We start from the raw sequence: 22,523 nt of genomic DNA, 5'->3' as shown, positions 1-22,523 counted from the left end.
GTGTGGTCCCACTCCGATCCATCCCGAACTCGGTTGTGAAACGCATCTGCGGTGAAGATAGTTAGGGGGTTGCCCCTTGTGAAAATAGCTCGGTGCCAGGGTCCTATTCACCAAAGCGCATCTACCATCATTGGTAGGTGCGCTTTGTGGTTTTTAGGCTTTGTGTGCATGTACATAAGTAGTTGCTCTAAAACCATTGGAACTTCGTTATTCCAACGAAAGCATAGAGGTTTCAAATTTTCCTTTTTTCTAGGAAAAACATTTGGACAGGTATCATCTATGGGGGTACGATAACCTTTGTGTATAGGGACGGCGGCTGGGCTGAACGACTGAGTCGTGATTAAAAGCTCCTACACAGAGATTTTTAACTCAGATCAGTGCACTCAGTTTGATGCTAATGCCTTTTCGGAATGTCTCAAACAGGCCAAGGTGCACGTCAATCAGTATGGATGGAAAATGACTCAATAGTCGTTAAACAGTTACCAGGATTTTCGTTAGTTCATAAGGTTGTTCTTACGACTAATCCCAGATATCCTCCTAGCTTAGCAGCGGAAAATCTACTAGAAACAATAGGGATAGTCATTCAAACTTAATAGTGGTTGATTTTGCTGACTTTACCCTTACCTGTTTGAGCCTACCGACGATAGAAGCAGTTTGTGAACCTAGTGCTCTGTCGTTCTCCTTGTTCTTAAAGCCTTAATGCAGAGGGTTGTTAGTAGGTAGATCTCTGCCCACTAACAACCCTTAAGATATTTTCAACTGTTGAGCAGGAGGAAAAGAACCAAGCCGACAATCAGAAAGAAAATAAACTCCCCGGCATCAGGAACTTTCTTCTGAGGTTTTTTAGGTGATACAGAAACAGAAAAGTCTCGTTTATAATCGCAATAAATGCATGCAACGTGTTCTTTATCGGTTAGTACTAGCCCTTGCCTTTCACAGGAAGGACAGTTAGGCATGCCGTAGCTTAATGATGGAATTTGATTAGTCATAATATGGGCTCTACAATGACATCTCGGCGAAGCTGAGCGTTGGCTCGTTCATCCATAGCCATACAATAACCCTGGAAAATCACCGTGCAATTGATCGTGCGGTTTCTGCGTTTATCAGTTTTACATTTGCTATGTATTGACTAACATCTATGCAATCTTAAAAAGAGCCAACTAATCTTTTTCGACTAGCCTCTAGTTGAGCAAAGCAGTTCTATCAATGGAAATCCATTCGCAGCTAGTTATTGAATCAAAAGTCGCTGCGTTCCTAGAGTAATGAGAGCATTTATATTATTTTCTTTCAATAATTGAGGGATTACTGCATAGTTTGCTTAAGGTTGCCGTATTTGACTGGCAATTTATTACTTCTATGAATTTTCATAGAAGTAATGAGTTAGCGTACTACTTAGAAAAGGAATTTAACATAGTTTTTCTAGGTGCTCGCCATGGTTAGTTTCGTATACTTCTGGCGGTGAAAGAGGTCTTGAGCCTGACATGCAGACTACGTCCTGCATGTCAGGCTCAAGCAATTTAGAGTATTGCATAATAAAAATGTATTGTATTTAACATCTTAAGATGTCCTAAAAGCTGAAAATAATTCCAGGAAAAATAATCGTGTTTCCAAGGTTCAGCTTTCAGTTAAACGCATGCATGACATCCCGTATCAGTTACTCACGCTCAAGACCAAGTATCGTGAACATTTCTTGAAGGAAGCTAAGTCCCGATTCCGAAGAGGTTACATCAAAGGGGTATGGAAGGCCATCAATGAAGGCTTAGACTATGAAGAATCCACCCTTGGTAGTGACGATACGGTACGCCGCATTTTGACAGTGGATGGGCATAGCGGGCTTGCAGATAATGTGTATAAGGTATGTGCGTTCTTTGGAAAAGATTGGTATGAAGCCTGCATAGAGGGAGATCATGAATATGCTGCCGAGACATGTATCACAAAGATTTGCCAGAAAGTTGAGGCTGATCTCCTATCTGGCCAAAGAAAACTAAGTGGCCAGCGACTTAGTCAAAAACTCAAGCATAATTTTATCGAGCTTTTTTTAATCGAAGTAGATGCACTGCCGTCTGAATATCCACCAATTGCGGATCCTAATGTTATTGCAGATAGCTCAAATCTCACAGAAGAAGATTTTGACCGCATCGGAGTTCAGCTACTGCGGGGAAACAAAAGGGAGATTAAAGAGGTTATTGACAACCACGGTAATATTTTTATTTACGGCGACCCTGGGTCAGGTAAGACAACCTGTCTTCAATGGATCGCTTTGAAGTGTTGTCAGGGAGAAATTTTACAGGGCTTTGCTCCTATTTTCATTGGTCCGAGGTCATTTGCGACGATCACAAATGAGGAGACTTTACAAGATTGTCTCAACAGAATGTTTGATCAGTGCAAATGTTCTACGACTGAAAGACATGAGCTTCTGGACTCTGGTCAGGCTGTTTTTATCTTTGATGGTATTGATGAAATAGCATCTGAATCGCGCCAACGCATGGAAGCCAATATTGCTAGATTATTACAAGACTATCCACAATGTCGTTTTATTTTTAGCTCTCGCCTGGGTCGTAAATTCCCCTTTTCTGATGATTTTCAAAAAGCAATTATTGCCCCGTTACAAAGGGGCCAAATCCGAAAATTTATTGAAAATTGGTTTGCACAGCCCGGAAAAGATAAAACATTAGCTCCTCAGCTGGTTAGGAAGCTGCAATCAAAAGCCTATAGGGGTATTCGAGAGCTTTCTCAGCGGCCGATCTTATTGGATCTGTTATGTGTTGTTTTTGAGCATAACGCAGATATTCCCCATAAACGCTTTGACGTTTTCCGCAAAGGTATTGATTTGATGACGCGGAAAGATATTGTGATTGAAGGGTATGGACCTGTCTTTCAAACTCTGCGTGAGTTGGATGTACAAAATATGCTGTGTAAGATTGGCAGTAATTCTTTCCTGAAATGTCAAATCATCTTTCCTACACAGGACGTAGAAAGAACAATTCAAAGCTACTACGAAACATCCTATAAGGTTAACAGAACCCTGATACCTAGCAGACAGATATTACAGGAGATTGAACAATCTAATGGATTATTAGTTCGTTGGGCAGATAATTTTTGTACGTTTTCCCATTTAACCTATCAGGAGTATTTCACAGCTTATGATTTAGTCGAAAACAATGGATATCAGGAAGTTTATAAGCACCTGGAGCAACCCCGTTGGTATTTTGTAATTGGGCTAATTGCCGAATGTCTGGCTTATGAAAGGCTATGGCAATTTTTCTGCGAGTTTAAGTTGAAGATTGATTCAATAATATCCAATGAGCCAACGTTAATCGCCTTTTTAGAAAAGGTAGAAAAAAGATCAAAAGCTACTGCTGAATTATTAGATTCAAAGCAGCCAAATATCGAAATTTATGCCCGTGCCTGGTATTTTGCCTATGCTCTTAAAGATACGGGGAATGTTACCAATACGGGGGCTATATATCGACATTTTGATTTGCCGGATTTTGAATTCGCAACCAGCATGATTGATGGCACTGTCTTGCAAACACATGAGTGCGTTTACAAGATATATCATAGCTTTGAGCAAAGTGATGAAAAACCACAAGCCTTTGTTAATGCCCTTCACCGTCTAGAACAGTTACTGTCATATGATTATCAAAATGCTGAGGTTGTCAGAGGCTGGCTTGAGAGGATTCGTCAACAACAAGACAAATTCGATAGCTCAAATGAATGGTGGCAGCAAAGGCGTGATGGCTGGAAAGAGTGCATTACTAGATTTATGGAAAAACTTCACCTACCCTGTGCTGTTGATTTGACACAGAAACAGCAGCATACACTTCACACCTATTACAACGTGACAAAACTTTTTTCGACTTGTATGACTCGTTCTCGACTCGATGATCTTCAACGTGATGAGGTGATTGATTCGATGCTATTGGTTAAAAGCCTAGTATTTGAAGATGAACCAATGCTTTTATAAAACTCATGTTTTAGCTTTCGAAAAAGGCTGTAAGAGCTACGTATCTCAGCTATTCGTGCTTAAAGCTCAGGGGTGGTAATTCACTATCAGTTGACTAGGGCGATAGTATCGCCGCGTAGCGATTGATGAACATGACCTCCCTCCCTAGACTGAGCCAGTTAGTGAGGTCATCTTTAGATGCAGGGAGCTCAACTAACCAATAAATTCTAGCTATGACAAGGCATTGCTTGATTCTATTGGCGCATTCAAAACAGAGATAAAGTCTATTGCAAATTCTTCAAAGCAGACGCAGGTAGCTCCTCTCCTTTATACTCACGGGTCGGGGCCTCAAACCCACAAGAAGTACCGTCGGTGTAAACTACTTTATCTTCCCAGGGTAGGCGATAATTTCCGGCTACCATATCCTTCATGTAGGTGTAGGGACAATCTTGAGCACCGCCCTTGACGGCCACATATCCCCGGTGGCCAAACTGGTAAATATTGTTCTCAACGGACCAATGCTCCCGTGCTTCGCGCACTAGGTCAGGTCGTACTTCAGCCGTAATAATTTCATCGGGGCGATGGCTGCCCATCACCAGGGGCTCACCGTCAAAGTTGACAATCATTCCCTCTCCCATGGAGTCAAAGGTGCCGTCGGTGCCGCACATGCACACCGATGCGGTCACAATTAGATTGCAAAAAGCATTGGTTTGATTGGTAATCTGCCAGCTGTGGCGAATGGGGGCGGTATACCCGGCGGTGCGAATCATGATCTCGGCTCCCTTGTAGGCACATTCCCTGGCCATTTCAGGAAACATGCCATCGTGGCAGATAATCAGGGATAGCTTGCTGCCGTTGGGGCCGTCACACACGGGAATGCCGATATTCCCTGGCTCCCAAGGTTCTACGGGGACCCAGGGGTGGAGCTTACGATAGTAGAGTTTTAACTCTCCTTTGTTGTCAATAATGATGCCGCTGTTGTAGGGATTGCCATTGGGGTTGTATTCCATAATCGAGAAACAGCCCCAGATCTGATTGTCGACACAAGCCTGGCGAAATGCGATGACTTCTGGCCCATCCAGTTTGCACATGATGTCAGGGTTGGTATCCATCGACAGGCCATGGAGCGAGTATTCTGGAAAAACCACCAGGTCCATGGTGGGCATATTTCGACGGGCCTTGGCCACCATGGCGCAAATACGCTGGGTTTGGGCAGCTAGGTCGTCTGGGGTAACCACATTGGGCAATTGCAGCTGCACCATGCCCAGTACAACACCATTGGGGGTTTTATTCAGACCGCCTAATCCACTCATTTAACTGATCCTTGCTCTGCAGACTTTGCTTGAAAATTTAAACGAGACTTGTTTTAGAAACTGTGCTTCTTGTTGCAAGTCGGTGGATTTGTAATGTAGCGATCGCAATTTTAATGATGCTGTTTAGTCAATTACACACCATTCAGAGTCTTTAACGGCAATGTTAGAGGCCCCGTGATATGTGGCGGACACGGTTAAGGATGGTGAATCGGGTTGGAGTCAGATCCAGCTAATGGACTACTGTAAGGGCAGTCTGTGGATTTTTATGGCTGACCCATCCACATTTTTGCGCTCCGACCGGGAACTTGAAAGGTAAATGAGGGGCCATTGATTTCAATGGATGGATCATTGGAGAGAACATCCTGGTAAGGGTGGTGCCACTTGAACTTAAATGCTGTGTTGATTGTAATTTCTTGAGGCTCGCCACATTTGTTGATGGCGACAATGCCCTCTTCCCCCCGTCGCCACAGGAGACTGCATGCATCAGCGTGCAACACATCCATGGGGATGCCTTTCATCTGATTGTGAAAATGGATCATGCGGCGGATGCGATCGCAATTCCACACATCCTGCCAACGCCCCCCATCTATGCGACCCAAGGGAGGATCCGCCGTTGTCCCATCATCAAACACCATGGGGGTACCCCCATCCCGACCCATGATGTAGACATAGGCCAGATCCTCATCCGTCGGATCCATAATCAAATAACGAAACCCATCGTTGTAGGGAATATCATGGGTGGTCACCACCGTCACCGACCGATCATGCGCCAGGGCATTGCCCGTCCCATAGGGCTGGGCAATATCCGACAGGGGTTGACCCATGCTAAAAGCCTGTTTAATTGCATGTAACAAGGGAAAATCATAGGCGGCAAAGTCTGCCGGTAGCTCCCTCAGGTAGGGGGCCAAAAATAAATCATATTCCTTGTCCCCCACCCCACCCGTGGTAATAATCTCAGCAAATATGTGAGCATTCTGGGCAATTTCATCCGGCATGAAGTAGCGAATTGCACCATTGGGCATATGTTTAGCCGCATCCAGCCGAAACCCCCGCACCCCCAAATCATAGAGGGATTGCACATACTGCCGCCGCTGATTTAGCACCCAGTTCTCTCCAGGCACCGTATCCCTCAAGTCCGGTAGCCCCGGATCATTTCCCCCACCACAAATCCGACCCTGGATTACCTCGGGGCGGTTGTCATAGTTGCGAATGCATTGGGGAGCATGAAAGTCTTGGGCACTAAATAGACCCTGATCTAAATCGCCATATAGCCGTTGCTGCGCCCAATAGTCCGGCTCTCTGGCATAATCACCCAGCACCGCTGCCCCAGGAAACATGGTCGAGGCATTGCGCTCATTGGCCATGTGGTTGACCACCACATCGGCATAGGTCAGCACCCCCACCCCAGCCAGAGCATCAACCATGGCCACAAAACTCTCCTTGTCCCCATCACAGTTGCTAATCACCCGAAAATCCTGGGGCTGATAGCGCTGGTACCAAGGACAGTTTGGAGTGATTGGAGATTTGAGCGGCGGCGTTACTAGCACGGCCCCATAGCCCGCCTCAGCAATCTCCCCGGCCCGTTCTGCTACAGTGGCATAGCTCCAGTCAAAGGCATGGAGAATGACATCCGTCTGGGCTAGGGTCTGGGTCGACCCCATCAGCGATAATGCCAGGACAATCAAGAGTGATACTACACCGACGCCAACAGTCCCTAATTTTCGTAGCATTAATTTAATGACCTCAGGGACCGTTAAGAAACAAATTCATGACTTGGGCTTGATGGACTAAATTTTCGCGAAAATTGATCCAGAACACAAATAATCGATCCCGTCGTAACCCCCAACTTAATGCCCTTCGGGATAACCTAACACGCTGGGTCTGAGGGCGGCGTCCCGTCCCTAACCAAGGGGTTTGGGGAACTCGGAGGGAACCCCAAGCAACATCTTTAACCTGCCCACCAATAGTCTAAGCTACGTTTCCTAAACCACGTTTCTCTAAACCACGTTTCTCTAAACCACGTTTCTCTAAACCACGTTTCTAAATATGATTACCCTAGCCAAAAATCATGAGCTTAATCTTTAACAAGCCCTTAATTTAGTGACCTGATTAGTGACCTGACAGGCCAGCAACGACATCCCCACCCTGCTATGGCACCTCCACTGTGAGGTTTTCTATCATGAATAAACGCTTCAAATTCAAGCTTGCTTAGGGGGGCTTCCCCTAAATTTAAGTCAGTCACGAATGGTACATTATCAGAGTTGAGCGTCAAGATTATGACGGCCCTTGCTTCGCCCAGCTGGAAGAGTGCGTTTACGTTCCTTGTGGCTCTGGGGTAACTGAAGAGACCAAGGCCGTTTTTCAGGGTGTCTGATGAGTTTATGCATTAATCCCGACTGTCCCCGTCCGGACCATCCAGGCAATGGGGAAGCGATTGATTGTCAAGCCTGTGGGACCACCCTGGTTTTAGAAGGGCGCTATCGTGTGATGCGATTGCTCAGCAGCCAGACCGGCTTTGGCATGGTGTACGAGGCCTATGAGCGAGACCTACCCAAAATTCTTAAGGTGCTACGCCGGGAGCACAGTCATACTCCCAAGGTGTTAGCCATGTTTCGCCACGAGGCGGAGACCCTTAGCCGTTTGCAGCATTCGGGGGTGCCCTATGTGGCCCCAGATGGCTATTTCACCCTGACCTCACCAGCCACCAGTACCCTGCTGCACTGCATCGTGATGGAGAAAATCGACGGGGTCAACTTGACCCAGTGGATGAAGCAGCAGGGCCGTCACCCCATCCATGGGCAGCTGGCCCTGGGATGGCTCACCCAGCTGGTGGAGATTTTGCAGCAGATTCACCAAAACAACTACTTTCACCGGGATATTAAGCCGGAAAATGTCATGATTCGCACCAGTGGTCAGCTGGCCCTGGTGGACTTTGGAGCGGCCAGGGAATTTACCCAGACCTATCTCAACCAGGTGAGCCAGGGTGGAGTGGCAACGGCCATTAGCTCGGCGGGCTATACTCCCCCCGAGCAGGAGCAGGGGCAGGCGGTCCCCCAGTCGGATTTTTATTCCCTGGGTCGCACCTTGATCTATTTGTTAACGGCGAAGGCACCGACGGATACAGCGCTGTATAACGCCATGGAAAATCGCTTTGTCTGGCGACCCCATGCGCCCCAAATCTCCAACGCATTTGCCGATTTACTCGACGCGATGATTTCGCCTCGGGTGGTGGATCGTCCCGCCAATGCCCAAGAAATTCTAACCAGACTACAGCAGCTGTCCGCTCAAACGGATTTCGCTCAACCGGTTGCCCAACCCCCAGCCCCGCAGAATCCTGCCCTACGGCCAAACCTACGGCTAAACCTGGGACCCAATCTGGGGACTAAACGCACCGACACCACCTTCAACCTGGACAGTGAAATCTCTCCGCCTGCCCCGCAAACGGTTTTGCAGCTGGGTATTACCACTCCGTCCTGGCAGACAATTCCCCAGACGGCTATCTTTGGACGGCGGCGGCGATGGCCATGGATCGTGGCGGCCATGGTGGGCTTAGTGGTCGGTGGTGGTGCGATCGCAATCTACAAACGCTTCAGCTCTCCACCCCCGTCCCCGACAGTGGCTATTCCCCCCGTCCCTGTCCAGCTTCAGCATACCTTGCCAGACCACGAGGTCTCCATCAACGACCTGCTCCTGTTTGCCGATGGTCTGAGCATGGTCAGTGCTGGGGGTGACAAAACCATCCGTTTCTGGGATTTGACCTCGGGCAAGCTGCTAAAAACCTGGGACAATCAGACCAGCTATGTAAATACAATCCTACTCAGCCCCGACGATACACGGCTCTACAGCGGTAATGCCGACGGTGGACTTCAGGCTTGGACCGTGGCTAGTGGGGATCTCCTTTGGCAAAAGTCCGCCGCCCACAATGGCCCGATCAATACGATGGGGCGAACTCCTGACGGACAGCAACTGGTCAGCGGTGGGGCCGATGGCCATATTTATATTTGGCAGGCCAGTACAGGCAAATCGTTACGATCCTTTGCCACTGAACAGGGGGCTATCAACAACTTAGTGGTTACCTCTGATAGTCAGCATATTATCAGCGCGGGTAGCGATCGCACCATCAAGTTTTGGCGCATGGCCACGGGCCAGCTGGAAAAAACCTTGGAGGGGCATGAGAGTTTTATCAACACCCTGGTGATTAGCCCCGACGGTCGTTTTTTGTTTAGTGCCAGTGCCGACGGCACCATCCGACAATGGCAGATCAATACCGGTGAGCTGCTCCGCACCTTGTCTGGCCATACCAGCTATGTCAATGACATGATCTTTAGCCGCGATGGCCGTACCCTCAGCAGCGGCAGCGCCGACAAAACTATCCGCATCTGGAATGTGGAAACCGGAGCCGTCGAACAGGTTTTAACAGGATTTGACATGCTCATTGACCATGTTGTCCTGTCATCTTCTGCACAGTCTGCACAGTCTGAGCAAATTGTTACTGCCAGTCGCGCCACCTCCGCCATCAAAATTTGGCAGCGTGATCAGCTTTAAAATTGTCTGCCACTTATGAGTGCCCTAGTGTCCCCTGTCTCTGATATTCCAGTTCAACTGCAAGGGCTCGGGTGGCAATTCGCGATTGTTCCGACAGGATTGTTCTTTTTTAATCGATGTTAATGCATTAGGAGCTGTTGTTTCCTGTTCCGTGGCGTGATTCCCTAACCTTAACTAAAACTAGTTATCTTTAATGGAAGAAGACGTTGCTAGAACTAAAGCATCTGCCTCCATCCGTTTGATATCTGCATCTGACCATACTTTAGAGCCCTGGCAATGGTGAGCGGCCAACAATCCCCAGAGTCCCTTAGTCGTCAAAATCGGCACCACCAGGTTAGCTCGCACATTGAGGTGACGTAAAAAATCACGGTGGCAGGGCTCAATCGATTCGACCTCAATGTCCGCAATCGCCCTGGCCCGACCCGCTAAATATAGTTCTGCATATTCATCGTTAAAACACTGGTCCGGTCCGGTGGACCCATAGATGGAAAACTTTCTATCACTCAAGGATTCGAACGTGACCTGGCCTTCCCATTGGTTGTAAAAGTAGTAGATCACTACCCGGTCTACCTGTAGGGCCTTTCGCAGGTCGTCAGTGGTGCTCTGCACAAGCTGATCCCGTTGCATTGTCTGACTCAGACGCTGCAGGATAGATTTCATGGCACCGACTTCAGAATTGTGCGATCTGGCGTGAATGTTCGGATCAAATTGAATCGACATAGTAAGTCAAGCAGCATTTCCCGGGGCTATCTACCATGTAACCGCTGTTCTGAAATTTCTCCTCCATTCATTTACAAAGTCTTAAGAACTAGGGTGTCTTGCAGCCCAATTTATTTATAAATTCTTAAGAACTGAAAATTTCACGGTAATTTGTTCTAATGACGGATACTTGAATCAAAATTGGTGTTGCTGATGAACCCAGATATTAGTCTAATTCGAGGACGTTGGATTTTTACGGGTGAAACCACGTTGGACCAGGGTGCGATCGCAATCCAGAACGATACAATCCTTGAGGTGGACACTTGGGATGTAATACAGGCCAACTATCCCCAGGCGGAGGTGTTGGGCTCCGACTCCTTTGCCGTCATGCCGGGGTTGATCAACGCCCACCACCACAGTAATGGTGTCCCCAATTCTCTCCAGGGTATCGACGACGACTTTCTAGAGCTGTGGCTGTTTGCCAACCTTGGCTTGCGAGCCCAAGATCCCCACCTCAAAACCCTATTGAGCATTGCCCAGCTGTTGCAAAGTGGTGTTACCAGCGTTGTTGATGTGGCCAGCATGGCGGGGTCCGCCAGGGATTGCCTGGAGAATCTGCATGGGCGACTCCAGGCTTATGAGCAATCCGGGATGCGGGTGGCCCTAACCCCCGGTATCAGCTATGAAAGTGTGTTGGTCCATGGGGAAGATGGGGCCTTTTTAGCGAGTTTGCCAGGGGACCTCAGACAGCGGTTGCAAACCCTATTGCCATCCCACCAACCCCTGACCCCCACTGACCATGTGGACCTGATCGGTGCCCTGGTCAAGGAATACCAGACCCATCCCCACATAGAGGTGTGGTTTGGTCCCCCCGGTCCCCAGTGGGTGGGGGATGAGTTGCTGGTGCAGATGGCGGATGCGGCGGAACGGCTGGACACCCATATCCAAACCCATGCCCTGGAGTCCTTCTATGAGAAATTAATGGGTCCCCGCCTCTATGGTAAATCTGTCATTGCCCATCTCCAGGACCTCGGTGTCTTGAGCCCTCGGTTTTCCATAGCCCATGGTGTTTGGTTAACGGAGGCGGATATTGAAATTTTGGCGGCAACGGGGGCGGCGGTGAGCCATAACCCCAGTTCTAATCTGCGGCTGCGGGCGGGGATGGCTCCCCTGACGGCCATGATCTCAGGTGGTGCCACCGTGGGCCTAGGGATGGATGGTACCGCCATCGGTGACGATGATGACATGTTTGCGGAAATGAGATTGGCGACCCGTCTCCAGCGGTCTCCCCAGCTTGGCCATGCTGCCCCCAGCTATGGCGACATTTTTCGAGTGGCCACAGCGGGTAGTGCCAAGCTCATGGGTAAAGCACAACAGCTGGGGAAATTAGCCCCTGGGTATCGGGCCGATGTGGTGTTGGTGAATTGCGATCGCATCACTTGGCCCTGGGTTTCTCCGGAGGCCAATCCCCTCCATGTCCTGCTGATGCGGGCGAGGGCAGGGGATGTGGACACTGTTTTGGTCAATGGTAAGGTCGTGCTCCAAGCGGGGATGCCCACTGGCTTTGATCTAAAGGCGGTGGGTCAGGCCCTAGCCGAACAACTGGCAGCAGCTCCCAACAGAGACCAATATCGGGCGTTAGCAGCCGATGTTATCCCCCATTTGAGTCGATGGTACGCCCAATGGGATGTCCCCCCCCTGTCTCCCTATGCCGCCTTTAACTCACGCGTCTAGAGACTGCTGCCAATCCGACCCACTGATTGAAGCACGACCCAACCATCAGCCATGTTTGCGGTGCCGCAATCGGTAGCCTAGGGCAACTAGGGTCACTGCCAGGAGTGCTTTGTCCACATCAGCCTCGGGGACAGTGACCTGGTCACCTGCGATCGCAGGCGCACTAGCCGGAGGGCGCCGTAGCAAGGTGCCTTGCTCATAGGCATAGGCGAGTTCAATCAGCTTCGGCTCGGTAAAGGCACTATTGAGAAAGGTCAGACCCAGGGGGCGACCTGACTCCGTATAGCCCGTAGGCACCGTAATACTCGGATAGCCGGGTTGTGCCCCTGAAATGGCAGCAATACTATCAAAATATAGCAGCGCATCCAAATCAAATTCTTCTAAGAGCACATCCACCCCCTCCGTGGCGGTGACCCGAACATCTCTTGCTAATGCCTCCAGATAGATTGGATCGGTCAAATCACCGCCAGTTGCTAGGGAAATCTCCAAAACCTCCTGCCCAAATGGAATAGCCACATCTGCATTAGCTGCATTAAAGGCAACAATATCCGCTAGGGTGGCCGCTGGGGCATTTTCGCCAAGACTACCCAGATAGGCCTCAATTCCCGCATTAAATTCGTAGTCCAAAACGGTAAAATCTAATGCAAATAGCTCATCCAGGTTGGGCAAATCCACCTCGATGATTTCTGCCCCTAAGGTTTTCAGATCGGCAAATGCCTGATCAGCCAGGGGCAACTCATCGTCAAACAAAAAGTCATCAATAAATGGATTCCGAATCACCCCCAGCCTTGCCCCCTCTAATCCGTCTGGATTGAGAAACTGAGTATAATCCTCAAAAAACTGTCCTGCACTGGTCGCTGTTGCCGGATCATTCGGATCGATGCCCGTGAGGGCTCCCAATAAAATCGCCGCATCTCTCACTGAGCGAGCGAGCGGTCCAGCGGTGTCTTGGGTTTCAGAAATAGGAATAATCCCATCACGGCTGATCAGCCCCACCGTAGGTTTAATGCCCACCACGGAGTTAAAGCTAGCCGGGCTCAGAATGGAGCCTGAGGTTTCTGTCCCAATAGCAATGGGGGCTAAATTGGCGGCGACTGCAGCCGCTGACCCCGAACTGGAGCCACTCACATCAAACTCACCAGGATCATAGGGATTTAAGGTTTGTCCGCCAACGGCACTAAAGCCATTAGGCATCGTAAAGGAAACAAAATTAGCAAACTCGGTCAAGTTGGTTTTACCCAGGATAATCGCCCCCTGGTCCCGCAACCGCCGGGTAATAAAGGCATCATCTGGAGGGATTGAGCCATCTAAAATCAGCGCCCCTGCGGTGGTGGGCAGATCCGCCGTATCGATGTTGTCTTTTAGTAAGATCGGCACCCCATGGAGGGGACCTCGGGAACCTGACTGACTACGCTCCAAGTCAAGGGCTTTGGCAGTTTCTAAAGCCTTGGGATTGAGCTGAATAATGGTATTTAAAGCAGGGCCTTGAACATCATAGGTTGCAATGCGGTTTAGATACTGCTGCACTAAATATTCGGAGGTGATCAGTTCAGTATCAAGGGCAAATTGAATATCAGGAATGGTTGTCTCAATCAGATTGAACGTAGCTGCCTGAGCTGCTGAGGTTTCGAGGAAAAGCGCTACAACAGGAACTACTATAGCGGCAGCTATAGATCTAGGAAGCTGAAGCATTAAATATCTCCTAGCATATTTATTTGTTAGTTAGAATGCATTGCCTATAAAGTCACCACAAAATGGCAAAGCCCATTATGTTAGAGCTCACCGAGTCATGCTTTACCAATGTGTTAAAAGTCCCTTAACTGCATATTAAAGCTAATTCAAAAAAACGCAAGCTAGTTCAAAAAAATGCAAGCTACTGGGTGTTTTTACGTATCTTCTCTTACAGAAATGTAGTATACATATGTTGCAAGAATTCTCAGGTATTGGGACATTTGCCCATCAGAGTAGGACATTCTTTCCATCATTGGGCATGTCAGGGTAAACGACTGTGAGCCATCTAAACCGTGCAACGCAAAGCGGTTTCCCCTGGAGAAATTGGTAAGGTAGCAGAACGAGCCAGCATAGGTGGTGCCCATGGTTTTTAGTTGCCATAGCTGAGGTGATTTTTCCAGAAATGCTTTAACCCCTGCTTGGCTCCTGGTGTAGACTTAATCCCTAATAGCCTATTCGGAGCATAAGGACTAACCCCCAGTGCAGGAGCTAACAGTAAAAACGAACATCTCTCCCCTCCTGAGCAGGGCTCCGGGGTGGGTCTCGGCAGCTGGCGTAAGCGATCGCAACCCACCCCGCCCAGGGGGCACCCCTCCCAAGAGGGGATGTTTGGGCTCAGGTTCTTTTTCTCAAAGCAGAGTACTTCCTTTAAGGTCTATGCGATTGTCCAACCACTCTCCCCTCCTAGGAGGGGCTCCGGGGTGGGTCTCGGCAGCTGGCGTAAGCAATCGCAACCCACCCCGCCCAAAGGGCACCCCTCCCGAGAGGGGATGTTTGGGCTCAGGTTCTTTTTCTCAAAGCGGAGTCCTTTCTTTAAGGCCTATGCGATTGTCCAACCACTCTCCCCTCCTGGGAGGGGCTCCGGGGTGGGTCTCGGCAGCTGGCGTCAGCGATCGCAACCCACCCCGCCCAGGGGGCACCCCTCCCGAGAGGGGATGTTTGGGCTCAGGTTCTTTCTCTCAAAGCGGAGTCCTTTCTTTAAGGTCTATGCGATTGTCCAACCACTCTCCCCTCCTAGGCGGGGCTCCGGGGTGGGTCTCGGCAGCTGGCGTCAGCGATCGCAACCCACCCCGCCCAGGGGGCACCCCTCCCGAGAGGGGATAAGTTGGAACCATTGCTGAAATTGCCCTTTTGGTGGGTCATTTCCACCCTCTTGTTATGTCCCTGTTACCACATCTTTCTCAAATCGCTGATCTCCGTCAAGCCCTGGCTACTGAGCTTGACGTCATTACCCATACCCTCCAACCGCTCCAAAAAAACTTTGACCTCACCCAACCCCTCGCCGATCTCGCCGCCACTGGCCAAAGCCTGCGGCAAGGGGTGTTTCGGCTCATGGTACTGGGGGATATGAAACGGGGTAAAAGTACCTTTCTCAATGCTCTGCTGGGGGAACCCCTCCTCCCCAGTAACGTTAACCCCTGCACCGCTATCCTCACGGTTCTACGCTATGGCCCCACCCCCCAGGTCACGGTCCATTTTAACGACAACAATTCTGAGCAGCTGGATATTCCCACCTTTACCCAGCGCTATACTATCGACCCAGGGGAAACTCGCCAGGCCGATGGGGCTACTCCTTTTGCCCATGTTAGCCATGCAGTGATTCAATATCCCTTGGACCTGCTGAAAAATGGGGTGGAGATTGTCGATAGCCCTGGGCTGAATGATACGGAGGCCCGAAATAAACTCTCCTTGGGGTATATCCATAACTGTCACGCCATTTTGTTTATGCTGCGGGCCACCCAGCCCTGTACCCTAGCGGAGCGGCGCTATCTGAGTAACTATTTGCAGAATAAAGGTTTGTCGCTGTTTTTCTTGCTCAATGCTTGGGACCACATTAAAGACAGTCTGCTGGACCCAGACGATCCTGATGAATTGGCCCAGGCGGAAACTCGTCTTCACAAGGTGTTTTATAGCACCCTGAATGACTATTGCGACAACTACGAAGAACGGGTCTTTCCCATCTCTGCGTTGCAGGTATTGCGCCAACGGATGAAGACTCCGAATAAACCGATTCAAGATCCAGGCTTCTCGCAGTTTCTCACCACCCTCGATCAATTTTTGACCCATGAACGGGCCAGGGCAGAATTTCAGCCGGTGGTGGCCCTGTCCCAACGGACGTTGACGGAACTGACGGAGAAGGTAGAACTACGGCGAACGTTGCTGGACCAGTCGGTGGCTGAGTTAAAGCAAAATATTTTGCAGCTAGCTCCGGTGTTTGAGCAGCTGGTGATGATTCGGGATGGGTTTCAGCAGGAGATTCGGGAAAGTTGCGATCGCAACGCCAACGCCACCACCACTGCCTTCAAAGACTTCATCCTCAACCTAGAAAACACCTTTGAAAAAGACTTTGCCCCCTACCAACCCGACCTCTCCCTGCTGGATCTGATCAACCCTGCCGGACGACAACAGTTTAACAAATCCCTCGAAACCGCCTTCCAACGCTACCTCAACGACCAGCTCCTGCGCTGGAGCCGCACCCTGGAACCCACCCTCCGCAGCGCCTTCCACACCCTGTCCGAACGAGCCGCCCACTACGGCACCTCCTATAACCAAGTCACCCAGCAAATCCTCACCACCCTCAGCGGCCAGTCCGTGGACCTACCCCCAGACAACGACCAACCCAGCTGGGCCGCATGGGCAATCGATGCCCTCAACCAGCCAGCGGACACCCCAGAAGTCAAAGCCATCCTTTCCAGCATCGACCTTCAAAGCATTCTAATTAACGTAGTAGCCGCCGTAGGCGCCAGTCTATTAGCCTCCAGCCTGATCAGCACGATCGCCGGACCCATTACCCTAGGTATCGCCAGCCTGGGTATTGGCGCGCTACAAATCGACCAGACTCGCCGAGCCCTAATCACCGCCGCCCGTCAGGAACTAAGCACCCATCTACCCCGCATCGCCGCCGAACAACAACAACCCATCCACTCCGCCATCGTGCAGTACTTTCGAGACTACGAACAGTCCGTCATCAACCGTCTAGACACCGACATCAAAGCCCGCAAAAGTGATCTAGAAACCCTGCTCAAGCAAAAACAAACCCAAGAACACCAAGGCCAGTCTGAATTAGACCAATTGCAAACCGCCCTAACCCAGCTTCAGCAAGCAGATCAAGCCATCCAACAACTCTACACCCAAGTTATCCCATAGGTCCGCCAGGTACATCTTTAGCCGAGAGGGACACCATTCACCGTAGGATTAATAGATCCCGCTGCCCTAGCCCTAAAAAGCCCATGCCCAACTTCAAACCCAACGACGGACGCCTCTACGCCCCCGCCACCGAACGAAACCGCGAAGCCATTCTAAACATACTAGAGCGAGTTTTACCCAATCCAGGCCTCGTCTTAGAAATCGCCAGCGGTACCGGAGAACACGCCAGCTTCTTTGCCCCCAAACTCGCCCCACGGCGCTGGTTACCCAGTGACATCAGTGCCCCCATGCTCAAAAGTATTGCCGCCTGGCAACAGGCCACCCATGCCCGCTACCTCTTGCCCCCCATAGAGCTAGATGTCTGTGCCGCACCCTGGCCCCTGGAAACCGATGGGCAGCGGTCCATTGATGCCATCGTCAATATCAATATGATTCACATTGCTCCCTGGGCAGCCTGTGAGTCGCTCATGGCCGGAGCTGAGCGGATACTGCCTGAAAACGGGGTGCTGTATCTGTACGGCCCCTTCCAACGCGATGGCCAACATACAGCCCCGAGCAATGCTACCTTTGACAGTTGGCTCAAAGAACAAAATCCCGACTGGGGTGTGCGCGCCTTAGAGGCGGTGGAAGAAGCCGCCAAGGCGCATCAGTTAGCCTTAAAAGACGTGATTGAAATGCCCGCCAATAATCTTTCCCTAGTGTTCCATAAACAGCCACCGTCCTGATCCCATACATCTGGCCCCATACATCTAGGTAAGCCCCTCTGCGGGTGCAGTCAATCAAAGGCCAGGAGCCAAAAACTTGGTGGGAATCCTTAGCATAAAACAGGTGCCTTGGCCGGGACGATGGACGACGGTGATGGTACCCTGCAGACTCTCTATGGGAGACTTCACCCGCTGATGAATCTCCAATGGATTGGCTCCACAACCATTATCCCAAACACAAATCACGACAAAATCTTTGGCTTGCTTGGCCGCCAACTGAATTTTACCCACGGCCGACTTACCCCGTCTGCGCCGGATATGGGGAGTTTCAATATTCTGGACAAAAGCATGGTGCATCAGCTGAAACAGGGGTTTCTGTAGCCTCCGGGCAACGGGCTGAGCTACGGGAATCTCACTGTTCCTAATTTCCACGAGAACGGATTTCTTGTCCTGGCTAATGATCCGATTCAGTTCTTGATGGCATTGGTCAAACACCGTACTCAGAGACTGGATCTTAGGCTTTGATTGAGGCTCGTCAGGTGCTTGGGAAACTGAGGTGAATGCTCCTTCTCCCAAGGGCGGAGCAACGGGCTGATTGAGCCACTGCCAAAGGTTGTTGAGCGGGCGGACTGGCTGGGGGCGAAGATTCTCTCCGAGCTGTTGCAGAGCTGCACTAGGGCCACCCCCTTCGGTGCGGTCTCCGAGCAGCACTTTGGTTTGGCCTGCCCGATAGTCCTCTAGGGCAATCTGGGCAATTTGGATGACTTGGTCTGGGTGGCGTTTCAAGGCGGCTAAGGTCGCCTGGGCAATGGTACCAAATCCTGGTAGACCGAGGGATTCGGCTAAACCGATAAAGACATCCGCCTGGACGTGTAGTAGCTCCCGTAACGGTTCGGGATTCGGACTGGCCAGGGCATTTTCCAACTCATCTAAATACTCGGTAACCCCACTCTCAAAGATGGATGCCGTCACATCCACCCCCAACTGGGCAGAGGTGGGTAAATAGCTATCCTGACCAAACCGATCGCCTAGGTGGTTTCGCAGTTTGGTGGCGATAGTGGCCATCCGGTCTAAGACATCATGTTCATCAATGCCAGACTTACCCGACTGGGCTGAAATTAGTAACTTAAGACAGTCATATCCATCTAAGATCAGTCCTTCTATGACAGCTGTTAAGCCGGTCTCTGGCACACATAGTGCCTTAAATGTATTTTCTAGGGTTTGGGTTGTGGTTTTAATGGCGTCTAACCCAACGGTGGCGGCAGCCCCCTTGAGGGTGTGGGCCAGTCGCATCAAGGTATGAACTTTTTGGATAGTAAAGTTCTGACCCAGGGTTTGCAGCTCATGGTCTAGGTGCTGGAGGATTTGCCAGGCTTCTTGTAAAAAGTAGGTGGGGGCCTTTGGGGGGGATACTTGCTTGGCAATCATGGCCTAAACCGAGGGCGATAGCCGATGAAAACGGGTCTGTCTGGGGGGGGCCACTGGAGTAGTTACGAGGGTGGGCTGTAAATGTTTTATGGCTACTTTCAAAACCTGTTTTGCCTTGATCGGTTTGGCTAGAAAACCATTGGACCCAACAACTTTGGCCCGCACTCGATCGGGAATGCCATTGTTGTTGGTCATGATGATCACGGGTACGTTCTTGAGCACGGAGATCCGCCGAATTTGGGCACAAAGTTCATAACCGTTGACTACGGGCATGACCAGATCGAGAAAAATTAGCTGTGGTTTTAGCTCTAGGAGCTTAGGTAAGGCTTTGAGAGAATCGGCAATGTTGACATACTGGTAGCCTGACCCTTGGAAAATGTTAGCCATGGTTTGACTATCGGCGGGGTTATCGTCGACATAGACCACGATTGGCCCTTGCTTCAGGCTAGCTCCTGGCTTCAGGCCATCCTTGACTTTTTGGGGGGCAGGAGCCGTGGCCACGACAGCTGGCGAGAAACTAGGAGCAAAAAGGTTTGTCATGGCCGGGACCTGATTGGGTGAACTCGCATTCAACACCAGGTCATCCACGGGAACTAACTTAATCAAATCTCGGCGGATGTGGGGCACCAGCGACTGGGTCAGGGGAATGAGGGGGTGGTTTGTTTTGATGGCCAGGTCCCGCAGGGCTTGTTTCCCATTGGCCAATTTTGTTAAGGCTTGAAATGTAGTTGGGGACGTGCGTTCCTGCAAAATGTCAGGCTGCACAATGGTGGGGGCTAAATTCGGGCCATAATCCATTAGATTAGCCTGTTGCCAGTCTTGCCAGTCCTGTTGCACCTGTTGCCAAATCGGTTTTCGCTGGAGGCCGACACAGGGAAAGTTAGCTCCGTTACGGGCACTGGCCTTGTAGATTAACTGGGGAGTTGATGCTGGAAACGCCAAGGTTGCCTGGTGAACCATATCAAACAGAATTTCCGATATGCAACCCCTGACAATGGCCGAAAATTTCTCTCGACTAAATTCCTGGCCCATGACCAATTGAGCCACGGCCTGATAATTTTTTGCTCGATGGATAATGTTTTTGAGGGTTCTGGAATTTAGGTCTGAGGAGTGCTGAAAAAATTGCCGCTGCCAGCGACGGTTTGAATGGGTCCGGTCATTGGCCCAAACAATTTGCCCAACGAGAAAATATAGAAACCATTCAACGTCTTGATCGATGCCAATGGCAAGGACGCCCGTGAATAGGCTGGATTTGGCCCGCTGAATTTTATGGTCTATCTCAGCAATGATCGATTGATGTGACATGCTCGCGCGCTACCCGCCACGGAGGTGGGTTGAGTAAAAACTAAAGCCAATGAAAAATGGCCCAAACCCTCACCAGCCCAACCAGGCAGCCGCTGATGGAGGATTGGAATTAAATACACCCGCGTTCTGTATTACGAGCATAACCCGCAAGGCGTGCTCGTTCAAGCATCTTCCCCAGTTCACTTGGCATAAAGTGTAAGGTCCGCTACAAAAGTCTGAGCCAGCTATACGTTTAGTCATCAAAACATGCCGATATTGCATAGGGCTGAAACGGATATCAACTTAAACCAGAAAATCCTGGATAGGTGAAGATTCAGGATTCAGGAGTCAGAAGCCAGTAAGGCCTTGAATCCTGAATCCTGAATACTATTGAATACTATCCTTGGGAAAACGTCCCGCATTAAGTCGGTACCCGCTGAAGCCCTTGGCCTGAAGCCCCATCTATTGGGCCCATCTATTGGGTTTGAATGGTGAGTACCTGGGGCGGTGTGGAGTCGGGGGGATAGCGCAAAATGACGTCTATGGAGCGTTTTTCTTGGGGGGCTAAGGTGACGGTGGTGAGGGGGTCGCCCTGCTGCCCCCGGAGTTGCACCAAATGGAGGTTGTGAATGCGGGGTAGGCCCCTATCGTCGCGGTATCGAACCTGGATCGGTCCCCGGAAGAAAGTGCGGTTGGGGGGTGTTTCGAAAAACTGTAGCCCCTCGGTGGAGAGCTGGTCTTCTTTGATCGGGGTTTCGAGGGTGACGGTGACGGTTTGGGGCTGGTCGGTGGGGTTGTATAGGGGAAATGTGAGGTCATAGGCCACGCCATAGTTGCCATGGGCCTGGTAGGCGGTGTCGTCGTAGCGCACCAGCATGGGAGCGCTTTGATTTTGTCCCGTGCCTAGCTGACCGGCATAGAGGGTGCTAATGCCGTAGGAAAAGGTGTCTCCAGGGGCGGGGATCGTCAAATGGCCGGTGCCATCATCGTCGCCATCATCGGTAATGGTGGCGGTCCAGCTGGCTCCCTGGGACACCCCGGCCACCCGGCCATAGATCACCTGTTCTGGATTTTCGGTGATGGGGGTGGGGATGCGATCGCGCGGTCCCGCCAACCCTGAATTTGTCAAAATACTCTCCCACTGAGCCAGGGACGGCGCAATTTCCGTCTCATTCCCATCCACATTGGCTACCTCCGCCAGGCTGGCCACATACACCGGTCCACTGCTATCCAGCTCCATCAGCGTCGAGCGTCCATTGATCGGCGGGTCAAACTCAGCCACGGGAATGGGGGCATTGAGCAATAGGGCACTGGCCCCAGGGGGCACCACCAACTGCGATGGCAGCGTTGCCTGGCGATGGTCCTGGATCAGATCCCCCATCACCCGACTACCGGGTCCGGCAAATACCGGATTGCGCGGGGAGAAGGGCACCACGCTGGGCAAGGCCACAAACGGCGCATCCGGCTGACTCAAATAGCTAGCCCCAGCCAGCACATCCACCGTCACCGTCTCAACCCCCGGATTATGGACCAAAATTGCCACATACATCGATCTAAGATTCTCCGGATCGTCCGCCCGATAGACATGGTGGGCAAACACATCAAACCGCCCCTCAAAGGCAAAATTCAAATGGGCCTCCGGCTCTCCCATGCCTGCCGGTGGAAACGTAGACAGCAAAATTCCCGGTTCCCCCACCAGCTCAGGACTATTGCTATTAAACACAGGCACCCGATCCAATTGGGCTGGTAGGGGCCGCACCTCCTGGGGACGAACAATCTGTTGGGGGGCGGCTTGGGCCAAGGGTAGGGGACTAAAAAACATGGGGCTCACTTATCAAATCACGCCATCAAATCAGCGGCATCATACAACTGGAGTTTAGACAAAATCTGTTCTTGAAGCATTCAGAATCGTACTCAAGCTATTGACTGGCCTGAGTATCTTAACTAAGAGATACAATTGGGTTTTAGGCTGCGACTTTGGGCTCAGATTTG

14 protein-coding genes and 1 rRNA gene are annotated in these 22,523 nt (G+C 50.7%); 7 read left to right on the top strand and 8 right to left on the bottom strand.

The features are described 5' to 3' along the window. Positions 1-101, top strand: a 5S ribosomal RNA gene (gene rrf / locus VB741_RS26345); the annotation flags it as partial. A 654-nt stretch (positions 102-755) separates the two neighbouring features. Here the strand turns inward: rrf and VB741_RS12015 are convergent. Continuing rightward, positions 756-989 carry a hypothetical protein gene (locus VB741_RS12015; protein WP_323365421.1) on the bottom strand — a complete coding sequence of 78 codons (234 nt, stop codon included), beginning with the start codon at positions 987-989 and terminating at the stop codon, positions 756-758. A 644-nt stretch (positions 990-1,633) separates the two neighbouring features. On the opposite strand from VB741_RS12015, the gene VB741_RS12010 reads away from it, so the two are divergent. Then, positions 1,634-3,967 (top strand): NACHT domain-containing protein, encoded by a 2,334-nt coding sequence (locus VB741_RS12010; protein ID WP_323365420.1) that lies wholly within the window; start codon positions 1,634-1,636, stop codon positions 3,965-3,967. Positions 3,968-4,230: 263 nt separating this feature from the next. Here the strand turns inward: VB741_RS12010 and VB741_RS12005 are convergent, their stop codons facing one another. Together VB741_RS12005 and VB741_RS12000 are read right to left on the bottom strand one after the other, a co-directional pair. Continuing rightward, complete coding sequence (locus VB741_RS12005; protein WP_323365419.1) at positions 4,231-5,259, bottom strand: formamidase; 1,029 nt, start codon at positions 5,257-5,259, stop codon at positions 4,231-4,233. Positions 5,260-5,522: 263 nt separating this feature from the next. Then, complete coding sequence (locus VB741_RS12000) at positions 5,523-6,989, bottom strand: alpha-amylase family protein (RefSeq protein WP_323365418.1); 1,467 nt, start codon at positions 6,987-6,989, stop codon at positions 5,523-5,525. A 643-nt stretch (positions 6,990-7,632) separates the two neighbouring features. On the opposite strand from VB741_RS12000, the gene VB741_RS11995 reads away from it, so the two are divergent. After that, on the top strand, positions 7,633-9,804 hold the full coding sequence (locus tag VB741_RS11995) for a protein kinase domain-containing protein (RefSeq protein WP_323365417.1): 2,172 nt from the start codon (positions 7,633-7,635) through the stop codon (positions 9,802-9,804). 180 nt (positions 9,805-9,984) lie between these two features. On the opposite strand, the gene VB741_RS11990 is transcribed toward VB741_RS11995, so the two are convergent. After that, a complete protein-coding gene (locus VB741_RS11990) occupies positions 9,985-10,524 on the bottom strand; it encodes a GAF domain-containing protein (protein WP_442786344.1) in 540 nt (179 codons plus the stop codon). A 192-nt stretch (positions 10,525-10,716) separates the two neighbouring features. Here VB741_RS11990 and VB741_RS11985 point away from each other — a divergent pair, with 192 nt between their 5' ends. Then, entirely contained in the window at positions 10,717-12,237 is a 1,521-nt protein-coding gene (locus VB741_RS11985) for an amidohydrolase family protein (RefSeq protein ID WP_323365415.1), read from the top strand. Between the two features lie 45 nt (positions 12,238-12,282). Here VB741_RS11985 and VB741_RS11980 read toward each other — a convergent pair whose 3' ends face one another. Then, positions 12,283-13,929, bottom strand: coding sequence for an amidase family protein (locus tag VB741_RS11980; protein WP_323365414.1), 1,647 nt, complete (start codon positions 13,927-13,929; stop codon positions 12,283-12,285). A 575-nt stretch (positions 13,930-14,504) separates the two neighbouring features. Between VB741_RS11980 and VB741_RS11975 the strand changes: the two genes are divergently transcribed. The 3 genes from VB741_RS11975 (at position 14,505) to VB741_RS11965 (ending at position 17,840) form a co-directional block, all read left to right on the top strand. Beyond that, on the top strand, positions 14,505-15,089 hold the full coding sequence (locus tag VB741_RS11975; RefSeq protein ID WP_323365413.1) for a hypothetical protein: 585 nt from the start codon (positions 14,505-14,507) through the stop codon (positions 15,087-15,089). A 37-nt stretch (positions 15,090-15,126) separates the two neighbouring features. Further along, entirely contained in the window at positions 15,127-17,115 is a 1,989-nt protein-coding gene (locus VB741_RS11970) for a dynamin family protein (protein ID WP_323365412.1), read from the top strand. Between the two features lie 83 nt (positions 17,116-17,198). Beyond that, entirely contained in the window at positions 17,199-17,840 is a 642-nt protein-coding gene (locus VB741_RS11965) for a DUF938 domain-containing protein (protein ID WP_323365411.1), read from the top strand. Positions 17,841-17,894: 54 nt separating this feature from the next. On the opposite strand, the gene VB741_RS11960 is transcribed toward VB741_RS11965, so the two are convergent. The 3 genes from VB741_RS11960 to VB741_RS11950 all read right to left on the bottom strand — a co-directional run bounded on the left by VB741_RS11960 (position 17,895) and on the right by VB741_RS11950 (position 22,353). Further along, positions 17,895-19,247: an Hpt domain-containing protein gene (locus VB741_RS11960; protein WP_323365410.1), complete on the bottom strand. Its 1,353-nt coding sequence runs from the start codon at positions 19,245-19,247 to the stop codon at positions 17,895-17,897. A 3-nt stretch (positions 19,248-19,250) separates the two neighbouring features. Then, positions 19,251-20,552: a response regulator gene (locus VB741_RS11955; protein WP_323365409.1), complete on the bottom strand. Its 1,302-nt coding sequence runs from the start codon at positions 20,550-20,552 to the stop codon at positions 19,251-19,253. Between the two features lie 454 nt (positions 20,553-21,006). Continuing rightward, positions 21,007-22,353 (bottom strand): DUF3370 domain-containing protein, encoded by a 1,347-nt coding sequence (locus tag VB741_RS11950; RefSeq protein ID WP_323365408.1) that lies wholly within the window; start codon positions 22,351-22,353, stop codon positions 21,007-21,009. Between the last annotated feature and the right edge of the window lie 170 nt (positions 22,354-22,523).

Origin of the sequence: Leptothoe sp. PORK10 BA2 (assembly GCF_034932105.1) — a bacterium.
GTDB lineage: Bacteria > Cyanobacteriota > Cyanobacteriia > Phormidesmidales > Phormidesmidaceae > Leptothoe.
This window is presented reverse-complemented; position numbering and strand designations above follow the sequence as displayed.